Source organism: Sphingopyxis sp. LARHCG72 (assembly GCF_052871675.1).
Window position 1 is genome coordinate 380112 of sequence record NZ_JBIXJU010000004.1, and the last position, 15235, is coordinate 395346.

The 15235-nt window shown below is 65.1% G+C and carries 14 protein-coding genes; 10 read left to right on the top strand and 4 right to left on the bottom strand.

Features of this window, described 5'->3' with window-relative positions; translation table 11 throughout:
- Positions 1-150 precede the first annotated feature (150 nt).
- From ACIPPQ_RS12015 to ACIPPQ_RS12060, 10 genes are all read left to right on the top strand, one after another.
- Positions 151-1008, top strand: a complete 858-nt coding sequence (locus tag ACIPPQ_RS12015; protein ID WP_446544310.1) for an SDR family NAD(P)-dependent oxidoreductase — start codon at positions 151-153, stop codon at positions 1006-1008.
- Positions 1005-2465, top strand: a complete 1461-nt coding sequence (locus ACIPPQ_RS12020; protein WP_446544311.1) for an MFS transporter — start codon at positions 1005-1007, stop codon at positions 2463-2465. Before ACIPPQ_RS12015 ends, ACIPPQ_RS12020 begins: the two co-directional genes overlap by 4 nt.
- Positions 2466-2575: 110 nt before the next feature.
- Entirely contained in the window at positions 2576-3865 is a 1290-nt protein-coding gene (locus ACIPPQ_RS12025; RefSeq protein WP_446544312.1) for an acyl-CoA dehydrogenase family protein, read from the top strand.
- A gap of 22 nt (positions 3866-3887) precedes the next feature.
- A complete protein-coding gene (locus ACIPPQ_RS12030; RefSeq protein WP_446544313.1) occupies positions 3888-4979 on the top strand; it encodes a Zn-dependent alcohol dehydrogenase in 1092 nt (363 codons plus the stop codon).
- Positions 4976-6043, top strand: a complete 1068-nt coding sequence (locus tag ACIPPQ_RS12035) for a phosphotransferase family protein (RefSeq protein WP_446544314.1) — start codon at positions 4976-4978, stop codon at positions 6041-6043. The genes ACIPPQ_RS12030 and ACIPPQ_RS12035 overlap by 4 nt, the downstream gene beginning before the upstream one ends.
- Positions 6040-6816 (top strand): SDR family NAD(P)-dependent oxidoreductase, encoded by a 777-nt coding sequence (locus ACIPPQ_RS12040; RefSeq protein ID WP_446544315.1) that lies wholly within the window; start codon positions 6040-6042, stop codon positions 6814-6816. Before ACIPPQ_RS12035 ends, ACIPPQ_RS12040 begins: the two co-directional genes overlap by 4 nt.
- Positions 6816-7619 carry an SDR family NAD(P)-dependent oxidoreductase gene (locus tag ACIPPQ_RS12045; protein WP_446544363.1) on the top strand — a complete coding sequence of 268 codons (804 nt, stop codon included), beginning with the start codon at positions 6816-6818 and terminating at the stop codon, positions 7617-7619. The genes ACIPPQ_RS12040 and ACIPPQ_RS12045 overlap by 1 nt, the downstream gene beginning before the upstream one ends.
- A 13-nt stretch (positions 7620-7632) precedes the next feature.
- On the top strand, positions 7633-8835 hold the full coding sequence (locus ACIPPQ_RS12050) for a serine hydrolase domain-containing protein (RefSeq protein WP_446544316.1): 1203 nt from the start codon (positions 7633-7635) through the stop codon (positions 8833-8835).
- 60 nt (positions 8836-8895) lie between these two features.
- On the top strand, positions 8896-10929 hold the full coding sequence (locus tag ACIPPQ_RS12055; protein WP_446544317.1) for a 3-hydroxyacyl-CoA dehydrogenase NAD-binding domain-containing protein: 2034 nt from the start codon (positions 8896-8898) through the stop codon (positions 10927-10929).
- A gap of 152 nt (positions 10930-11081) precedes the next feature.
- Positions 11082-11309: a hypothetical protein gene (locus ACIPPQ_RS12060; RefSeq protein ID WP_446544318.1), complete on the top strand. Its 228-nt coding sequence runs from the start codon at positions 11082-11084 to the stop codon at positions 11307-11309.
- Here the strand turns inward: ACIPPQ_RS12060 and mmsB are convergent.
- The 4 genes from mmsB to ACIPPQ_RS12080 form a co-directional block, all read right to left on the bottom strand.
- Positions 11303-12175, bottom strand: coding sequence for a 3-hydroxyisobutyrate dehydrogenase (gene mmsB, locus ACIPPQ_RS12065; RefSeq protein ID WP_446544319.1), 873 nt, complete (start codon positions 12173-12175; stop codon positions 11303-11305). The genes ACIPPQ_RS12060 and mmsB overlap by 7 nt on opposite strands.
- A 1-nt stretch (position 12176) precedes the next feature.
- Positions 12177-12959 carry an enoyl-CoA hydratase-related protein gene (locus tag ACIPPQ_RS12070; protein ID WP_446544320.1) on the bottom strand — a complete coding sequence of 261 codons (783 nt, stop codon included), beginning with the start codon at positions 12957-12959 and terminating at the stop codon, positions 12177-12179.
- An 86-nt stretch (positions 12960-13045) separates the two neighbouring features.
- On the bottom strand, positions 13046-14092 hold the full coding sequence (locus ACIPPQ_RS12075; protein ID WP_446544321.1) for an enoyl-CoA hydratase/isomerase family protein: 1047 nt from the start codon (positions 14090-14092) through the stop codon (positions 13046-13048).
- Positions 14089-15234 (bottom strand): acyl-CoA dehydrogenase family protein, encoded by a 1146-nt coding sequence (locus ACIPPQ_RS12080; protein WP_446544322.1) that lies wholly within the window; start codon positions 15232-15234, stop codon positions 14089-14091. Before ACIPPQ_RS12080 ends, ACIPPQ_RS12075 begins: the two co-directional genes overlap by 4 nt.
- Between the last annotated feature and the right edge of the window lies 1 nt (position 15235).

Consider the following 15235-nt stretch of genomic DNA (forward strand, 5'->3'; position numbering starts at 1 on the left):
CAAATCTACGTCCGCTTCGCTGCTTTACGCAAGCGTCAACTTGGCGGTGCGGGCCTGCCGTTACGGCGCCGTAGCGTCCGTCAGGCCAGCGTTGACGCGCCTCCTTTGGCGCCTAAGCTAAGTGGCAAAAGAAAACGGGAGAATGGGTCAATGCGATTCGCAGGCAAGATCGCCGTCGTCACCGGCGCGGCGTCGGGTATCGGCAAAGCAGCAGTGTTGAAGCTCGCTGGCGAAGGCGCACATGTCTTTGCCGCCGACATCGACGAGGCAGGCGGCCGCGCGCTCGCCGAACAGTCGAACGGCAAGATCGACTTCGTGCGCTGCGACGTCACCAGACCGGCCGATATCGAAGCGCTGATGGACACCGCCGCAGCAAAAGCCGGCGGGATCGACATCGTCTTCAACAATGCAGCCGCGGGCGGCGACCGCGCGCCGATCGACGAGATCAGCCCCGAAGGCTGGGACCGGACGATGGACCTTGTGCTGAAATCGGTGGCGATGGGCATCCGCTACGCCGCGCCGCACATGAAGGGCCGGAAAGGCGCGTCGATCGTCAACACCGCGAGCGTCGCGGCATTGGGCGCGGGCTATTCGCCGATCGCCTATGCGGTCGCCAAGGCGGGCGTGCTCCACCTCAGCAAGGTCGCGGCGACCGACCTCGCACAATATGGCATCCGCGTGAACGCGATTTGCCCCGGCTTCATCAACACCAATATCTTCACCGCCTCGCTCGAGGTTCCGGGCGAGTTCAAGACGCAGGCCAATGCCGTGATCGCCGAGATGAGCGCGCAGGCGCAGCCGGTGGCGCGCGGCGGCCAGCCCGAGGATATCGCCAACGCCGTCGCCTATCTCGCGAGCGAGGAGTCGAGCTTCATGACGGGTACCCACCTGCTCGTCGACGGCGGGCTGACCATCGGTCAGCGCCACGCGTGGGACAAGGAAACGCCGGGCATGTTCGACGCCCTGCTCGCGATGGAGGAAGCGGCCAAAGCCGGGACCGGCGCGTGAGCACTGCGCACATCGCGGCGCCGAAGCCCGAACGCCTGCCCGTCTGGCTGAAGGCGACGCACGGCCTTGGCAGCATCGCCTATGGCGTCAAGGACAACGGCTTTTCGACCTTCCTGCTGCTCTTCTACAATCAGGTGATCGGGCTCGACGCCGGGATCGTCGGCGCCGCGATCATGGTCGCGCTGATCGCCGACGCCTTTGTCGACCCGGTGATCGGCGAACTGACCGACCGCACGCGCAGCCGCTGGGGCCGCCGCCTGCCCTGGCTTTACGGCGCGCCGATCCCGCTTGCGATCATGTGGATGTTGCTGTGGCATCCGCCCGAAATGAGCGACTCGATGACCGTCGCCTGGCTGATCGGCTTTGCGATCATCGTGCGCTCGCTCGTGTCGATGTGCGAAGTGCCGTCGGTCGCGATCGTCCCCGAACTCACCGCCGATTATGACGAACGCACCGCGGTCATGCGTTACCGCTTCCTGTTCGGCTGGGGCGGCGGGCTGCTGATCCTGCTGCTCGCCTATGGGGTATTTTTCGGCGGAGCGAAGGGGCTCGTCGATCCCGACGGCTATTTCCCCTATGCGCTGACCGGCGCGCTGCTGATGGCGGGCGCGGTGATGATTTCGGCGGCGGGGCAGCACAAACGCATCGCGGTGTCGAACGTCGCCGATGTCAAACCGAAGACAACGCTGCGGCAGGTTCTCGCCGAGATGCGCGACACGCTGTCGAACCGCGCTTTCCTGTGGCTGGTGTTCGCGGCGCTGTTCGGCTTCGTCAATCAGGGCATTACCTTTTCGATGAACAATTACCTGCTCGGATTCTTCTGGCAGTTCACGCAGGTCGAGATGGTCGCCTATGTCTTCCTGCTGTTCGGGACGATGATCGCGGCCTTCCTGTTGGTCGCGCCGATGTCCGCAAAGCTTGGCAAACGCGACGGCGCGATCGTCGCGGGGGCAATCGCGCTGCTCGTCAACAGCGGCATCTATTTCGCGTGGATTGCCGGCGTCTTCCCCGGCTTGCCCGGCAAACCGAGCGTCGCGACGATGTTTGCGCTGGTGTTCGTGTCGAACACCTTCTCGATCATCCTGATGATCCTGTCGTCGTCGATGATGGCCGATGTCGTCGAAGCGTCGCAGAGCGAGACGGGGCGCCGGTCCGAAGGGCTGTTCTTCGCGGGCTATTTCTTCATGCAGAAATGCGCGACCGGCATCGGCATTTTCGTCGCCGGGCTGATCCTGTCCTTCGCGGCCTTTCCCGCCAATGCGAAACCGGGCGAGGTCGGCACGGGCGTGCTCGGCAACCTCGCGCTCGGTTACGCACTCGCGGTGCTCGTCATCGGCACGTTGGGGCTGATCGTGATGCGCAAATTCCCGATCTCGCGCGCCGATCACGAAGCACGGCTGGCGCTGCTGGACGACGCCGCGCGCGCCGAACCCGATGCCACGGGCGTACATCCATAACGATCGTGTCGTTGAATGACCAAATGAGGTAATTTTCGGGCCGCAGGACTTGGCAAGGCCGGCGAATCGGTCCAATGGTTTACGTGAACGTAAAGGGAAAGGAAGCGCAGATGGATTTCGACCTTACCGACCGACAGGTCTATTGGCGCGATCGGGTCCGCGATTTCATCGAGCGCAAGGTTCGTCCCGCCGTCCCCACCTATAATGAACAGGACAAAGCGGGCGACCGCTGGAAGGTGATCCAGGTCGTCGAGGATCTGAAGGCCGAGGCGAAGGAAGCCGGCATCTGGAACCTGTTCATGCCGCCCAAGTCGGCCGCGCACCATCATGTCGACGAGACGTTCGAATTCGAGGGCCCGGGTCTTTCGAACCTCGAATATGCGCTGTGCGCCGAAGAAATGGGCCGCGTCGGCTTTGCGAGCGAGGTGTTCAACTGCTCGGCGCCCGACACGGGCAATATGGAGGTGTTCCACCGTTACGGGACGCGCGCGCAGAAGGACAAATATCTCGGCCGGCTGATGAATGGCGAGATCCGCTCGGCATTCCTGATGACCGAGCCGCGCGTCGCCTCGTCCGACGCGACGAACATCGAGACGCGGATCGAGCGCGACGGCGACGATTATGTGATCAACGGCACCAAATGGTGGTCGTCGGGCGCGGGCGATCCGCGCTGCGAGGTCGCGATCGTGATGGGCAAGACCGACTTTGCCGCGAAGCGCCACGCGCAGCAGTCGATGGTGCTGATGCCGCTCGACGCACCCGGGGTGAACATCCTCCGCCACCTGCCCGTCTTCGGTTATGACGACGCGCCGCACGGCCATATGGAAATCGAGCTGAAGGATGTGCGCGTCAACGCCGAGGACGCGATGCTGCTCGGCGAGGGGCGCGGTTTCGAGATCGCGCAGGGGCGCCTCGGGCCGGGCCGCATCCATCACTGCATGCGCACGATCGGCGTCGCCGAGGAAGCGATCGCCAAGATGGCGAAGCGCCTCCAGTCGCGCGTCGCCTTTGGCAAGAAGGTCGCCGAATACAGCATCTGGGAGCACCGCCTGGCGCGCGCGCGCATCGATATCGAGATGACGCGCCTCCTCTGCCTCAAGGCCGCCGACATGATGGACAAGGTCGGCAACAAGACCGCGGCGGCCGAAATCGCGATGATCAAGGTTCAGGCGCCGAACATGGCGCTCAAGATCATCGACGATGCGATCCAGGCGCATGGCGGCGCGGGCGTGTCGGAGGATTTCGGACTCGCCAAGGCCTATGCGCACCAGCGCACCCTGCGCCTCGCCGACGGGCCCGACGAGGTCCACGAACGCGCGATCGCGCGGATCGAATTCGCCAAGCACAGCGAGGCGAGCGACCCGGGCTTTTCGTCGGGCGACATCGGCGTTTCGCGTTAAAATCTGAATTCGGAGAGATATTGTGACCAAAGCCGCGATTCTGATCGAGCCGGGCAAGCCGCTGTCGATCGAGGATGTCGTCGTTGCCGACTGCGGCCCGCACGAGGTGCGCATCCGCACCGCCGCGTGCGGGCTCTGTCATTCGGACCTGCATTTCATCGACGGTGCCTACCCGCATCCCCTGCCCGCGATCCCCGGCCATGAGGCCGCGGGCATCGTCGAGGCGGTCGGCAGCGAAGTACGCACGGTGAAGGTCGGCGACGCGGTCGTCACCTGCCTCAGCGCCTTCTGCGGCCACTGCGAATTCTGCGTGTCGGGCCGCATGTCGCTGTGCATGGGCGGCGACACGCGCCGGCCCGCCGGATCGGCCCCGCGTATCACGCGCCCCGACGGGTCACCGGTGAACCAGATGCTCAACCTCTCGGCCTTTGCCGAAACGATGCTCGTCCACGAACATGCATGCGTCGCGATCGACCCCGACATGCCGCTCGACCGCGCCGCCGTCATCGGCTGCGCGGTGACGACGGGTGCAGGCACGATCTTCAATGCATGCAAGGTCACCCCGGGCGAGACCGTCGCGGTCGTCGGGTGCGGCGGCGTCGGACTCGCCACGATCAACGCCGCGAAGATCGCGGGCGCGGGGCGCATCATCGCCGCCGATCCGGTGCCCGAAAAGCGCGCGCTGGCGGTCAAGCTCGGCGCGACCGACGTCGTCGATGCGCTCGCCGACGATGCCGCGAAGCAGATCGTCGAGCTCACCAAGGGCGGCGTCGATCACGCGATCGAAGCCGTCGGGCGTCCGGCCTCGGCGAACCTCGCGGTCGCGTCGCTGCGCCGCGGCGGCACCGCGACGATCCTCGGGATGATGCCGCTCGCCGAGAAAGTCGGGCTCAGCGCGATGGACCTGCTTTCGGGCAAGAAATTGCAGGGCGCGATCATGGGCGGCAACCGCTTCCCCGTCGACATCCCGCGCCTCGTCGATTTCTACCTGCGCGGACTGCTCGACCTCGACAGCATCGTCGCCGAGACGATCCCGCTCGCCAAGGTCAACGAAGGGTTCGACAAGATGCGAAAGGGCGACGCCGCGCGGTCGGTGATCGTATTCGATCAATGACGCTCGACGCCCAAAAGGCCTTTAGCGGCACGGTCGCGCCCGAGGGCGCCGATATCCTCGACGAGGCGAAACTGACCGCGTGGATGGAAGCGAATGTCGAGGGTTTCGCCGGCCCGCTGACGCAGAGCAAGTTCGCGGGCGGTCAGTCGAATCCGACCTACAAGATCAGCGCGCCATCGGGCAATTATGTGCTCCGCCGCAAGCCCTTCGGCCCGCTGCTGCCGTCGGCGCACGCTGTCGACCGCGAATACAAGGTGCAGGCGGGTCTCCACAAGACCGGCTTCCCCGTCGCGCGCCAATACGGCCTGTGCACCGACGACGATGTCGTCGGAAGCTGGTTCTATGTGATGGGGATGGTCGACGGCCACACGATCTGGGATGGCGCGATGCCGGGGTCGACCCCCGAAAACCGCCGCGCCACCTATGAAGCGATGATCGACACGCTCGCCGCGCTGCACAATGTCGATGTCGAAGCGGCGGGGCTGTCCGATTTCGGCAAGCCCGGCAATTATTTCGGCCGGCAGGTCGATCGCTGGACCAAGCAATATCGCCTCGCCGAAACCGAGACGATGGACGAGATGGAGCAGCTGATCGCGTGGTTGCCCGCAACCTTGCCCGAACAGACGCGCACGAGCGTCGTCCACGGCGATTACCGCATCGACAATATGATCTATGCGAAAGACCGGCCCGAAGTGCTCGCGGTGCTCGACTGGGAGCTGTCGACCTTGGGCGATCCGCTCGCCGATTTCACCTATGTCGCGATGGCGTGGGTGACCGAGAATGGCGGGCGGTCGGGGGTGATGGATCTCGACCGCGCCGCGCTCGGCATTCCCGAACTCGACGAGATGGTCGAACGTTATTGCGCCGCCACGGGGCGCGACGGCGTGCCCGACATGAACTGGTATTTCGCGTACAACTTCTTCCGCCTCGCGGGCATCATCCAGGGCATCAAGAAGCGCGTGATCGAGGGCACCGCCTCTTCGCAGCACGCGAAGGACATGTCCGAACGCGTCCGTCCGCTCGCCGAAAAGGCCTGGAACTTTGCAAAGAAGGCCGGCGCATGAGCCTGTTCGACATGAGCGGGCAGGTCGCGCTGATCACCGGATCGTCGCGCGGCATCGGCAAGGCCACAGCGGAAGCGATGGCCGAACAGGGCGCAAAGGTCGTGATTTCGAGCCGCAAGGCCGACGCGTGCGAGGAAACCGCGGCCGAGATCAACGCGCGCTTCGGCGACGGCACCGCAATCGCGGTGCGCGCGAACATCTCGTCGAAGGAAGAGCTGGAAATACTCGTTGCCGAGACGCGCCGCGTCTTCGGCAAGATCACCACGCTCGTCTGCAACGCCGCGTCGAACCCCTATTATGGCCCCGGGCTCGGGATCAGCGACGACCAGTTCCGCAAGATCATGGACAACAACATCTTGTCCAACCACTGGCTGATTTCGATGGTCGCGCCCGAGATGCTCGAACGCGGCGAAGGATCGATCATCATCATCAGCTCGATCGGCGGGCTCAAGGGATCGCCGATCATCGGCGCCTATGGAATCTCGAAAGCCGCCGACATGCAGGTCGCGCGCAATTTCGCGGTCGAATTCGGACCGCGCGGCGTGCGCGTCAACTGCATCGCGCCGGGGCTGGTGCGCACCGACATGGCGCGCGCGCTCTGGGAAAATGAGGAAAACCTCAAACGATCGACCGCCGCCTCGACGCTGAAGCGCATCGGCGAACCGCACGAGATCGCGGGCGCCGCGGTCTTCCTCGCCAGCAAGGCGGGGGCATTCACCACCGGCCAGACCATCGTGTGCGATGGCGGGGCCACGATTTCGGGAGGCGCATGATGGGCGCATTGGACGGCAAGGTTGCGATCATCACGGGTGCCGGCAGCGGCATCGGCCGCGCGAGCGCGCTGCGCTTCGCCGCCGAGGGCGCGAAGCTCGTCATCGGCGACAAGACGGCCGCGGTGCACGATACGGCAAAGCTGGTGAAGGATGCCGGCGGCGAAGTCGTCGCGCTCGAAATCGATGCGGGCGTCGAAGCGGATGTCGCCTCGCTCGTCGCCGCGGCGAAAGACACCTACGGCGCACTCGACGTCGCCTTCGCCAACGCCGGGATCATCGGCGACATGGGCGGCATCTTCGATTTCGACCCCGACGCCTGGGCCGAGACCTTGCGCGTCAACCTGATCGGCCCCGCGCTGATGGTGAAGCATGCGGGCAAGGCGATGGTCGATCAGGGGCGCGGCGGCGCGATCGTGCTGACCGCCAGCGTCGCCGGACTCAATTCCGGCGCCGGCCCGGGCGCCTATTCGGCGTCGAAGGCAGGCGTGATCAACCTCGCCAAGGTCGCGGCGCAGCAGCTCTCGACCAGCGGTGTGCGCGTCAACGCGGTTTGCCCCGGCCTTACCGAAACCGGGATGACCAAGCCGACCTTCGACTATGCCAAGGCGAAGGAAGTCACGCACAAGCTCGGCCAATTGAACCCGCTGCGCCGCGCCGCGCAGCCCGAGGAACTCGCCAATGTCGCGCTCTTCCTCGCGAGCGACCAGGCGAGCTATGTCAACGGACAGGCGATCGCCGTCGATGGCGGCCTCACCAGTTCGCATCCGGTGACGCGCCAGTTGCTCGGCCAGACCTCGCACTGATAGACCGATCATCATGGCACATGGATTCGATACCGCGCGGCTGGGCCGCATCCCCGCTTTTCTCGCCGCCAAATATGTCGACACCGGCCGGTTGCCGCACGCGGCGACGCTCGTGTCGCGGCGCGGCGAGATCGCGCATTTGTCGTGCATCGGCGAGGGCCGGCCGGGCGAGGCGCTGAAAGAGGATGCGATCTTCCGCATCGCGAGCATGACCAAGCCGATCACCAGCATCGCCTTCATGATGCTGGTCGAGGAGGGCAAGGTCGCGCTGTCGGACCCGCTCGTAAAATTCTGTCCTGAGTTCCGTGATACCGGCGTGTTCGTCGCGGGCGGCGGCAACGTCCCCTTCCTGACGCGGCCGCCCGCGTCGCCGATCCGCATGGTCGACCTGCTGCGCCACACCGCGGGCCTCACCTATGGCTTTCAGGAGCGGACCCCGGTCGACGCCGCGTATCGCAAGGCAAAGATCGACGATTTCGATGCCGATTACACGATGGACAGCTTCATCGCCGACCTCGCGAAGATTCCACTGCAGTTCGACCCCGGCGCGCACTGGAATTATTCGATGGCGACCGATGTGCTCGGCGCCGTGATCGAGCGGATCGAGGGCAAACCCTTTGCGCAGGTTTTGCAGGAGCGCATCTTCTCACCGCTCGGCATGGTCGATACCGGTTTCAAGGTCCCCGCCGACCAGCAGCACCGGCTGGCCGATGCCTATGCCTTTCATCCCAAGGACAAGAAGCAGGATTTCGACGCCGGCGCGCGCAGCCGCTGGGCAAAGGACCGCAGTTTCCATTCGGGCGGCGGCGGGCTCGCCTCGACGCTTCACGATTACCACCGTTTCTGCCTGATGCTGCTCGGCGGCGGTAAGCTCGGCGATACACGCATCATCAGCCGCAAGACGCTCGAGCTGATGACTGCCAACCATCTGCCAGGCGGCGGCGACCTGACGCAGCACAGCGTCGGCATCTTCAGCGAGGACGAGAATGCCGGGATCGGCTTCGGCCTCGGCTTCGCGGTCACGCTCGACCCCGCGCGCGCCGGCATCCCCGGCTCGGCGGGCGATTTTTACTGGGGCGGCATGTTCTCGACCGGTTTCTTCGTCGATCCGGTCGAACAGATTTGCATGGTCTTCATGACCCAGCTCATGCCCTCCTCCACCTATCCCGTGCGGCGCGAGGTCAAGACCTTTGTCCACGCCGCCATCGACGACTGAAATGCAACACCCTTTCCGTTCGCCCCGCGCGAACGGGTCATAGATTGAAGGAGTTCTCCCATGTCCGAAGACACACCCGTTTCCGTCACGATGGAAAAGGATGGCGAAGTCGCCGTCATCATCGTCAACAACCCGCCCGTGAATGCGCTGAGCTGGCACGTCCGTCAGGGGCTGGAGGACAATTTCGGCGCCGCGCTTGCCGATGACAGCGTCAAGGCGATCGTGCTGCGCTGCGCCGGCGCGACCTTCATCGCGGGCGCCGACATCAGCGAATTCGGCAAGCCGCCGCGCGGTCCCGATTTCAACGCGGTGCTCAACAGCATCGAAGCGGCGTCGAAGCCGGTTATCGCGGCGATCCACGGCACCGCACTCGGTGGCGGGTTGGAGACGGCGCTCGTCTGCCATTATCGCGTCGCCGTGCCGTCGGCGAAGCTCGGCGTGCCCGAGGTGAAGCTCGGGCTGCTGCCCGGTGCGGGCGGGACGCAGCGCCTGCCGCGCGTCGTCGGTGTCGAAGCCGCGGCGACGATGGTCTCGACCGGCGATCCGCTTCCCGCTGCAAAGGCGAAGGAACTCGGCCTCGTCGACGAACTCGCAGGCGAGGACAGCCTGGCCGCCGACGCCATCGCCTTTGCGCGCGCAAAGATCGCCGACGGCCCGCGCCCGACGCGCGAGCGCCCGGTGTTCGGCGATGTCGCCGTGATCGAACAGCTCAAGACCGCGAACGCCAAGCGCTGGCGCGGTTTCGAGGCGCCTTATGCCAACCTCGCCTGCGTCGAAGCCGCGACGCGCCTGCCGTTCGACGAGGGTCTCGCTTTCGAACGCGAGCAGTTCATGAAGCTGATGTTCGGCAGCCAGTCGGCCGCGCAGCGCCACATCTTCTTCGCCGAGCGTCAGGCCGCAAAGATCGACGGCCTGCCCAAGGACACGCAGCTCCGTGACATCAAAAAGGTCGGCGTGATCGGCGCAGGCACGATGGGCGGCGGCATTTCGATGAACTTCCTCCAGAAGGGCATCCCGGTGACGATCGTCGAAATGGCGCAGGACGCGCTCGACCGCGGCGTCGGCGTGATCCGCAAGAATTACGACGCCTCGGCCGCCAAGGGCCGTTTCAAGCCCGAGCAGGTCGACCAGATGATGGGCATCCTGACGCCGAGCCTCAGCCTCGACGACCTCGGCGACTGCGACCTCATCATCGAGGCGGTCTATGAGAATATGGACGTCAAGAAGGACATCTTCGGCAAGCTCGACAAGATCGCCAAGCCCGGCGCGATCCTTGCGTCGAACACGAGCTACCTCGACGTCGACGAAATCGCGACCGCGACGAGCCGCCCCGGCGACGTGCTCGGCATGCACTTCTTCTCGCCCGCCAATGTCATGAAGCTGCTCGAGGTCGTGCGCGGCGAAAAGACCGCGCCCGACGCGCTGGCGACGGCGATGGCGATCGGCAAGAAGATCGGCAAGGTCGCAGTGGTCGCGGGCGTGTGCGACGGCTTCATCGGCAACCGCATGCTCAAACCCCGTCAGGTCGAGGCGATGAACCTGCTGATGGAAGGCGCGACCCCGGCGCAGGTCGACAAGGTGCATGTCGAATTCGGCATGCCGATGGGACCGTTCCAGATGAGCGACCTCGCCGGCGTCGACATCGGCTGGCACCGCGACCCGAACCGCATCGAAAGCATCCGCGACGCGCTCTGCGCCGAAGGCCGCTGGGGGCAGAAGAAGCAGGCGGGCTTCTACGACTATGACGAAAAGCGCAATCCGTCGGAAAGCGCGCGCGTCGCCGAGATCATCGAGCAGTTCCGTGCCAAGGCAGGCGTCGAAAAGCGCGAGATCACCGATCAGGAGATCATCGAGCGCACGCTCTATCCGATGGTCAATGAAGGCGCGCTGATCCTCGCCGAAGGCAAGGCACAGCGTGCGTCGGACATCGATGTCGTGTGGATCTATGGCTATGGCTGGCCGGTCTATCGCGGCGGCCCGATGTTCTGGGCGGGGCTCGAAGGCACCGACAAGATCGTCGCGGCGCTCGAGAAACATGGTTTCAAGATCGCGCCGCTGCTCAAGGAAAAGGCCGACGCGAAGACGGGCTTCTAAGCCCCTTTCGCTTACGAAAAGACGGCCGTCTGTCCCGGTGCGGGGCAGGCGGCCTTTCTTTTGTCCGGTGGACGCCGCAGGCGTGAGCGAAAACTTGCGATTCAGGGTTAAAGCGCTGGCAAGACCTGCCGTTACGGCAGAGCATGATCGCCATGTCGTTCCTCGCCGTCCTCCTGCTCACCGGCAGCGTGCCGGTGGCTGCGCCGCCCGCGGGCCCGCAGGCAACGGCGGTCGCGGTCGCCCGCGCGCGCATCCTGTCGCCCGCCGAGGTGCGGCGGGTCGACGGGCGGCTCGAAATACGCGCCGGCGAGCGCAAGGCGCCGACGCAGGTGCATCGCACCGAACGCCGCGACGGCGGCGAGACCGCGGATTTTTACTGAAGCGTCTTGATGATCGCCGAAAAGTCGCGGCCGTCCTTGTCGGCTTCGACAAAGGCTTCGTAGAGTTCGCGCGCCTTCGATCCCATGGGGACGTCGGCATCGACGCTGGCCGCGGCCTCCATCGCGAGGCGGAGATCCTTGAGCATCAGCGCCGCGGCGAAACCGCCCTTGTAATCATTGTCGGCGGGCGTGGCCGGGCCGACGCCCGGAAGCGGCGCGTAACTGGTGAGCGACCAGCACTGCCCCGACGACACGCTCGCGATGTCGAAGAATTTCTGCGGATCGAGCCCGAGCTTCTGCGCCAGCGCGAGCGTTTCACACGTCGCGACCATCGAGGCGCCGAGCAGCATATTGTTGCAAATCTTCGCCGCCTGCCCCGCGCCCGCGTCGCCGGCATGGATCACCGCCTTGCCCATTTTGGCGAGGATCGGTTCGGCGCCGGCGAAACCCGTATCGGTGCCGCCGACCATGAAGGTCAGCGTACCCGCGTTGGCGGCCGCGATGCCGCCCGAGACGGGCGCGTCGACCGCGACGAGGCCCTTGGCGGTTGCCGCCTCGATATTGGCGCGCGCGGTCGCGACGTCGATCGTCGAGCAGTCGAGAAGCAAGGTGCCCTGCGCGGCGTTCGGGAAGACTTCGCTTTCATAGACCGAAGCGACATGCTTTCCCGCAGGGAGCATCGTCACGACGGCCTCTGCGCCAGTGACCGCCTCAGCTGCCGATGCGGCGCGCGCGCAGCCCGCTTCGACCGCGCGCGCGAGCGCCTCTTCGCTGAGGTCGAACGCACGCACCTCATGCCCCGCCTTCGCGAGATTCGCGGCCATGCCGCCGCCCATATTGCCGAGTCCGATAAATGCGATTTTCATGTCACCGCCCCTTCCACACGCCTTCGCGCTTTTCGATGAAGGCGGCCATGCCTTCGGCCTTGTCCTCGGTCGCGGCGAGGATCTGGAACAGGCGGCGTTCGTAGATCAGCCCCTGGTCGAGCGTCGTTTCGAACGCGGCGTTGACCATGTCCTTGTTCACCATCGCGGCCATCGGCGGCATCGAGGCAATCGTGGTGGCGGTCTTCACCGCTTCATCGACCAGCGTTTCATGCGCGACGACGCGCGCGACTAGACCCGAGCGTTCGGCTTCGGCGCCGTCCATCATGCGGCCGGTGAGGCACATTTCCATCGCCTTCGCCTTGCCGATCGCGCGCGTCAGCCGCTGCGATCCGCCCATGCCCGGGGCGACGCCGAGCTTGATTTCGGGCTGGCCGAATTTCGCCTTGTCCGACGCGATGATGAAGTCGGCCATCATCGCAAGCTCGCAGCCGCCGCCGAGCGCGAAGCCGTTGACCGCGGCGATCCACGGCTTGCGGACCTTTTTCACGAAGTCGCTCGTCCATTTCGAGAAGAAATCTTCGAGGTAGAAATCGGACGCGGGCTTGTCGGCCATTTCCTTGATGTCGGCGCCCGCAGCGAACGCCTTGTCGCCCGATCCGGTGAGCACGGCGCAGCGCTGGCCGGGGTCGGCTTCGAATGCCGCAAAGGCCGCGATCAGGTCGTCGAGCACGCCCGAGTTCAGCGCGTTGAGCGCCTGCGGGCGGTTGAGCGTCACCAACGTGACGGCGCCGCGCGTTTCGACGAGGAGGGTTTCGTAGGTCATTCGGTATTCTCCAAATTCTCGTCATGCCGGACTTGGTCCGGCATCCATGGTCGCGTGGACTCCGGATCAAGTCCGGGGTGACGAACTTAGGTGAGCGGCGTCCATTTCTCGTTGTCAGGCAGCGGCGCGAAGATCGCGTCGATCCAGTCGTCGGTGACGGCTTCGGGGGTCGGCGGATCCCACTTCGGACTGTTGTCCTTGTCGACGATCAGCGCGCGCACGCCTTCGATAAAGTCGTGCATCTGGACGACGCGGCTGCCGATGGCATATTCCTGCGTCATCTGCGCGGCGAAGTCGTGCATCTCGCCGCCTTCCTTGAGCTGGCGGAGCGCGACCTTGCAGGTTTGGGGGCTCTTGCCGCGGAGCGTCGCGAGTTCCTTGGTCGCCCATTCGCCCCCGTCGGCTTCGAGCGCGGCGAGGATGTCCTCATAGGTATCGCTCGCGAACAGCCGGTTGATCCGTTCGAGATGCTGGGTGATCGCGGCGGGCGGCGCGGTAACCGACAGCTCGCCCAATATGCCGCCGATGCGGGCCGGGTCGACCGCAATCCGTTCCTTCGCCTCCGCGAGCTTTTCGGCAGGCAGATAGTGCGTCACGAGACCAAGCGCCAAACACTCCGCCCCGTCGAGCCGCGCGCCGGTGAGCGCGAGATAGACACCGACGCGGCCTTCGAGGCGCGGCAGATACCAGCCGCCGCCGACGTCGGGGAACAGGCCGATCCCCGTTTCGGGCATCGCGAAACGCGTATGTTCGGTTGCAACGCGATATTTCGCCGGCTGCGAAATGCCGACCCCACCGCCCATCGTGATGCCGTCCATGAAGGCGACGACGGGCTTGGGGTAAGTGAAGAGCAGGTGGTTGAGGCGATATTCGGTGTGGAAGAAGAGGCGTGCTTCCGTACCGTCCTTCGCGCCGCTTTCCGCGAGCATGCGGATATCGCCGCCCGCGCAGAAACCACGACCCTCGCTATGATCGATGATCACCGCCTCGACCGCATCGTCACCGCGCCATTTGACGAGCGCGTCGATCATCGCTTCGCACATGGCGAGGTTGAGCGCGTGGATCGCCTTGGGGCGATTGAGCGAGATACGGCCGACGCGAATGTCGGTCGAAATCAATACATCTTCGGTCATTGGCGCAGCAGGTCCCTTCCGACGATCATCCGCATCACCTGGTTGGTGCCTTCGAGGATCGAATGGACGCGCAGGTCGCGCCAGAAACGCTCGATCGGATAGTCGCGGAGATAACCATAACCACCGAAGAGCTGGAGCGCGTCGTTGACGATCTTGCTGCCATTGTCGGTCGCGAGCCGCTTCGCCATCGCAGAAAAGCGCGATTTGTCGGGGGCGTTCGCGGTGACTTTCGCCGCCGCCATGTAGAGCAAGGCGCGCGCGGCTTCGAGGTCGGTCGCCATGTCCGCGAGCATGAACTGGGTGTTCTGGAAATCGGCGATCGGCTGGCCGAACTGCTGACGGTCCTTGGTATAGGCGATCGCCTCGTCGAGGCAGCGCTGCGCGCCGCCGAGCGAACAGGCGCCGATGTTGAGGCGGCCGCCGTCGAGCCCCGCCATCGCGAAGCGGAAGCCGTCGCCCTCGGCGCCGACCAGATTTTCGACCGGCACACGGCAATCCTCGAATATCACCTGCGCGGTCGGCGAAGCGTTCCAGCCAAGCTTCTTTTCGGGTGCGCCGAAGCTCAGCCCAGGCGTGTCCTTTTCGATGACGAGGCAGCTGATGCCCTTCGACTTTTCCTCGCCGGTGCGCACCATGCAGACATAGATGTCGTTATAGCCCGCGCCCGAGATGAACTGCTTGGTGCCGTTCAGCACATAATGATCGCCGTCGCGCTTCGCGGTCGCCTTGAGCGCCGCGGCATCGGACCCCGAACCCGGCTCGGTCAGGCAATAGCTCGCGATCTTTTCCATGCTCACGAGCTGCGGCAGGAAACGCGCCTTGATCTCGGCACCGCCGAAGCGGTCGATCATCCATGTCGCCATATTGTGGATCGAGACATAGGCGCTGGTCGCGGGGCAGCCATAGGCCATCGCTTCCATGATCAGCGCCGCTTCCATCCGGCCGAGCCCGATACCGCCCGATTCCTCGGCGACGTAAATCGCGCCGAAACCCAGTTCGCCCGCGGCCTTCCACACGTCCACGGGATAATGGCTTTTCTCGTCCCATTCGGCGGCGAAGGGCGTGATACGGTCGGCGGTGAATTTGCGCGCCATATCCTGGATGGCGAGCTGGTCGTCGGTAAGCTGGAACTGGTCGGTCATG

Coding starts and splice junctions, on each gene's coding strand:
- ACIPPQ_RS12045 (WP_446544363.1), top strand. CDS start 6,816: ATGGGCGCATTGGACGGCAAGGTTGCGATCATCACGGGTGCCGGCAGC.
- ACIPPQ_RS12025 (WP_446544312.1), top strand. CDS start 2,576: ATGGATTTCGACCTTACCGACCGACAGGTCTATTGGCGCGATCGGGTC.
- ACIPPQ_RS12070 (WP_446544320.1), bottom strand. CDS start 12,959: ATGACCTACGAAACCCTCCTCGTCGAAACGCGCGGCGCCGTCACGTTG.
- ACIPPQ_RS12035 (WP_446544314.1), top strand. CDS start 4,976: ATGACGCTCGACGCCCAAAAGGCCTTTAGCGGCACGGTCGCGCCCGAG.
- ACIPPQ_RS12080 (WP_446544322.1), bottom strand. CDS start 15,234: ATGACCGACCAGTTCCAGCTTACCGACGACCAGCTCGCCATCCAGGAT.
- ACIPPQ_RS12040 (WP_446544315.1), top strand. CDS start 6,040: ATGAGCCTGTTCGACATGAGCGGGCAGGTCGCGCTGATCACCGGATCG.
- ACIPPQ_RS12075 (WP_446544321.1), bottom strand. CDS start 14,092: ATGACCGAAGATGTATTGATTTCGACCGACATTCGCGTCGGCCGTATC.
- ACIPPQ_RS12060 (WP_446544318.1), top strand. CDS start 11,082: ATGTCGTTCCTCGCCGTCCTCCTGCTCACCGGCAGCGTGCCGGTGGCT.
- ACIPPQ_RS12015 (WP_446544310.1), top strand. CDS start 151: ATGCGATTCGCAGGCAAGATCGCCGTCGTCACCGGCGCGGCGTCGGGT.
- ACIPPQ_RS12050 (WP_446544316.1), top strand. CDS start 7,633: ATGGCACATGGATTCGATACCGCGCGGCTGGGCCGCATCCCCGCTTTT.
- mmsB (WP_446544319.1), bottom strand. CDS start 12,175: ATGAAAATCGCATTTATCGGACTCGGCAATATGGGCGGCGGCATGGCC.
- ACIPPQ_RS12055 (WP_446544317.1), top strand. CDS start 8,896: ATGTCCGAAGACACACCCGTTTCCGTCACGATGGAAAAGGATGGCGAA.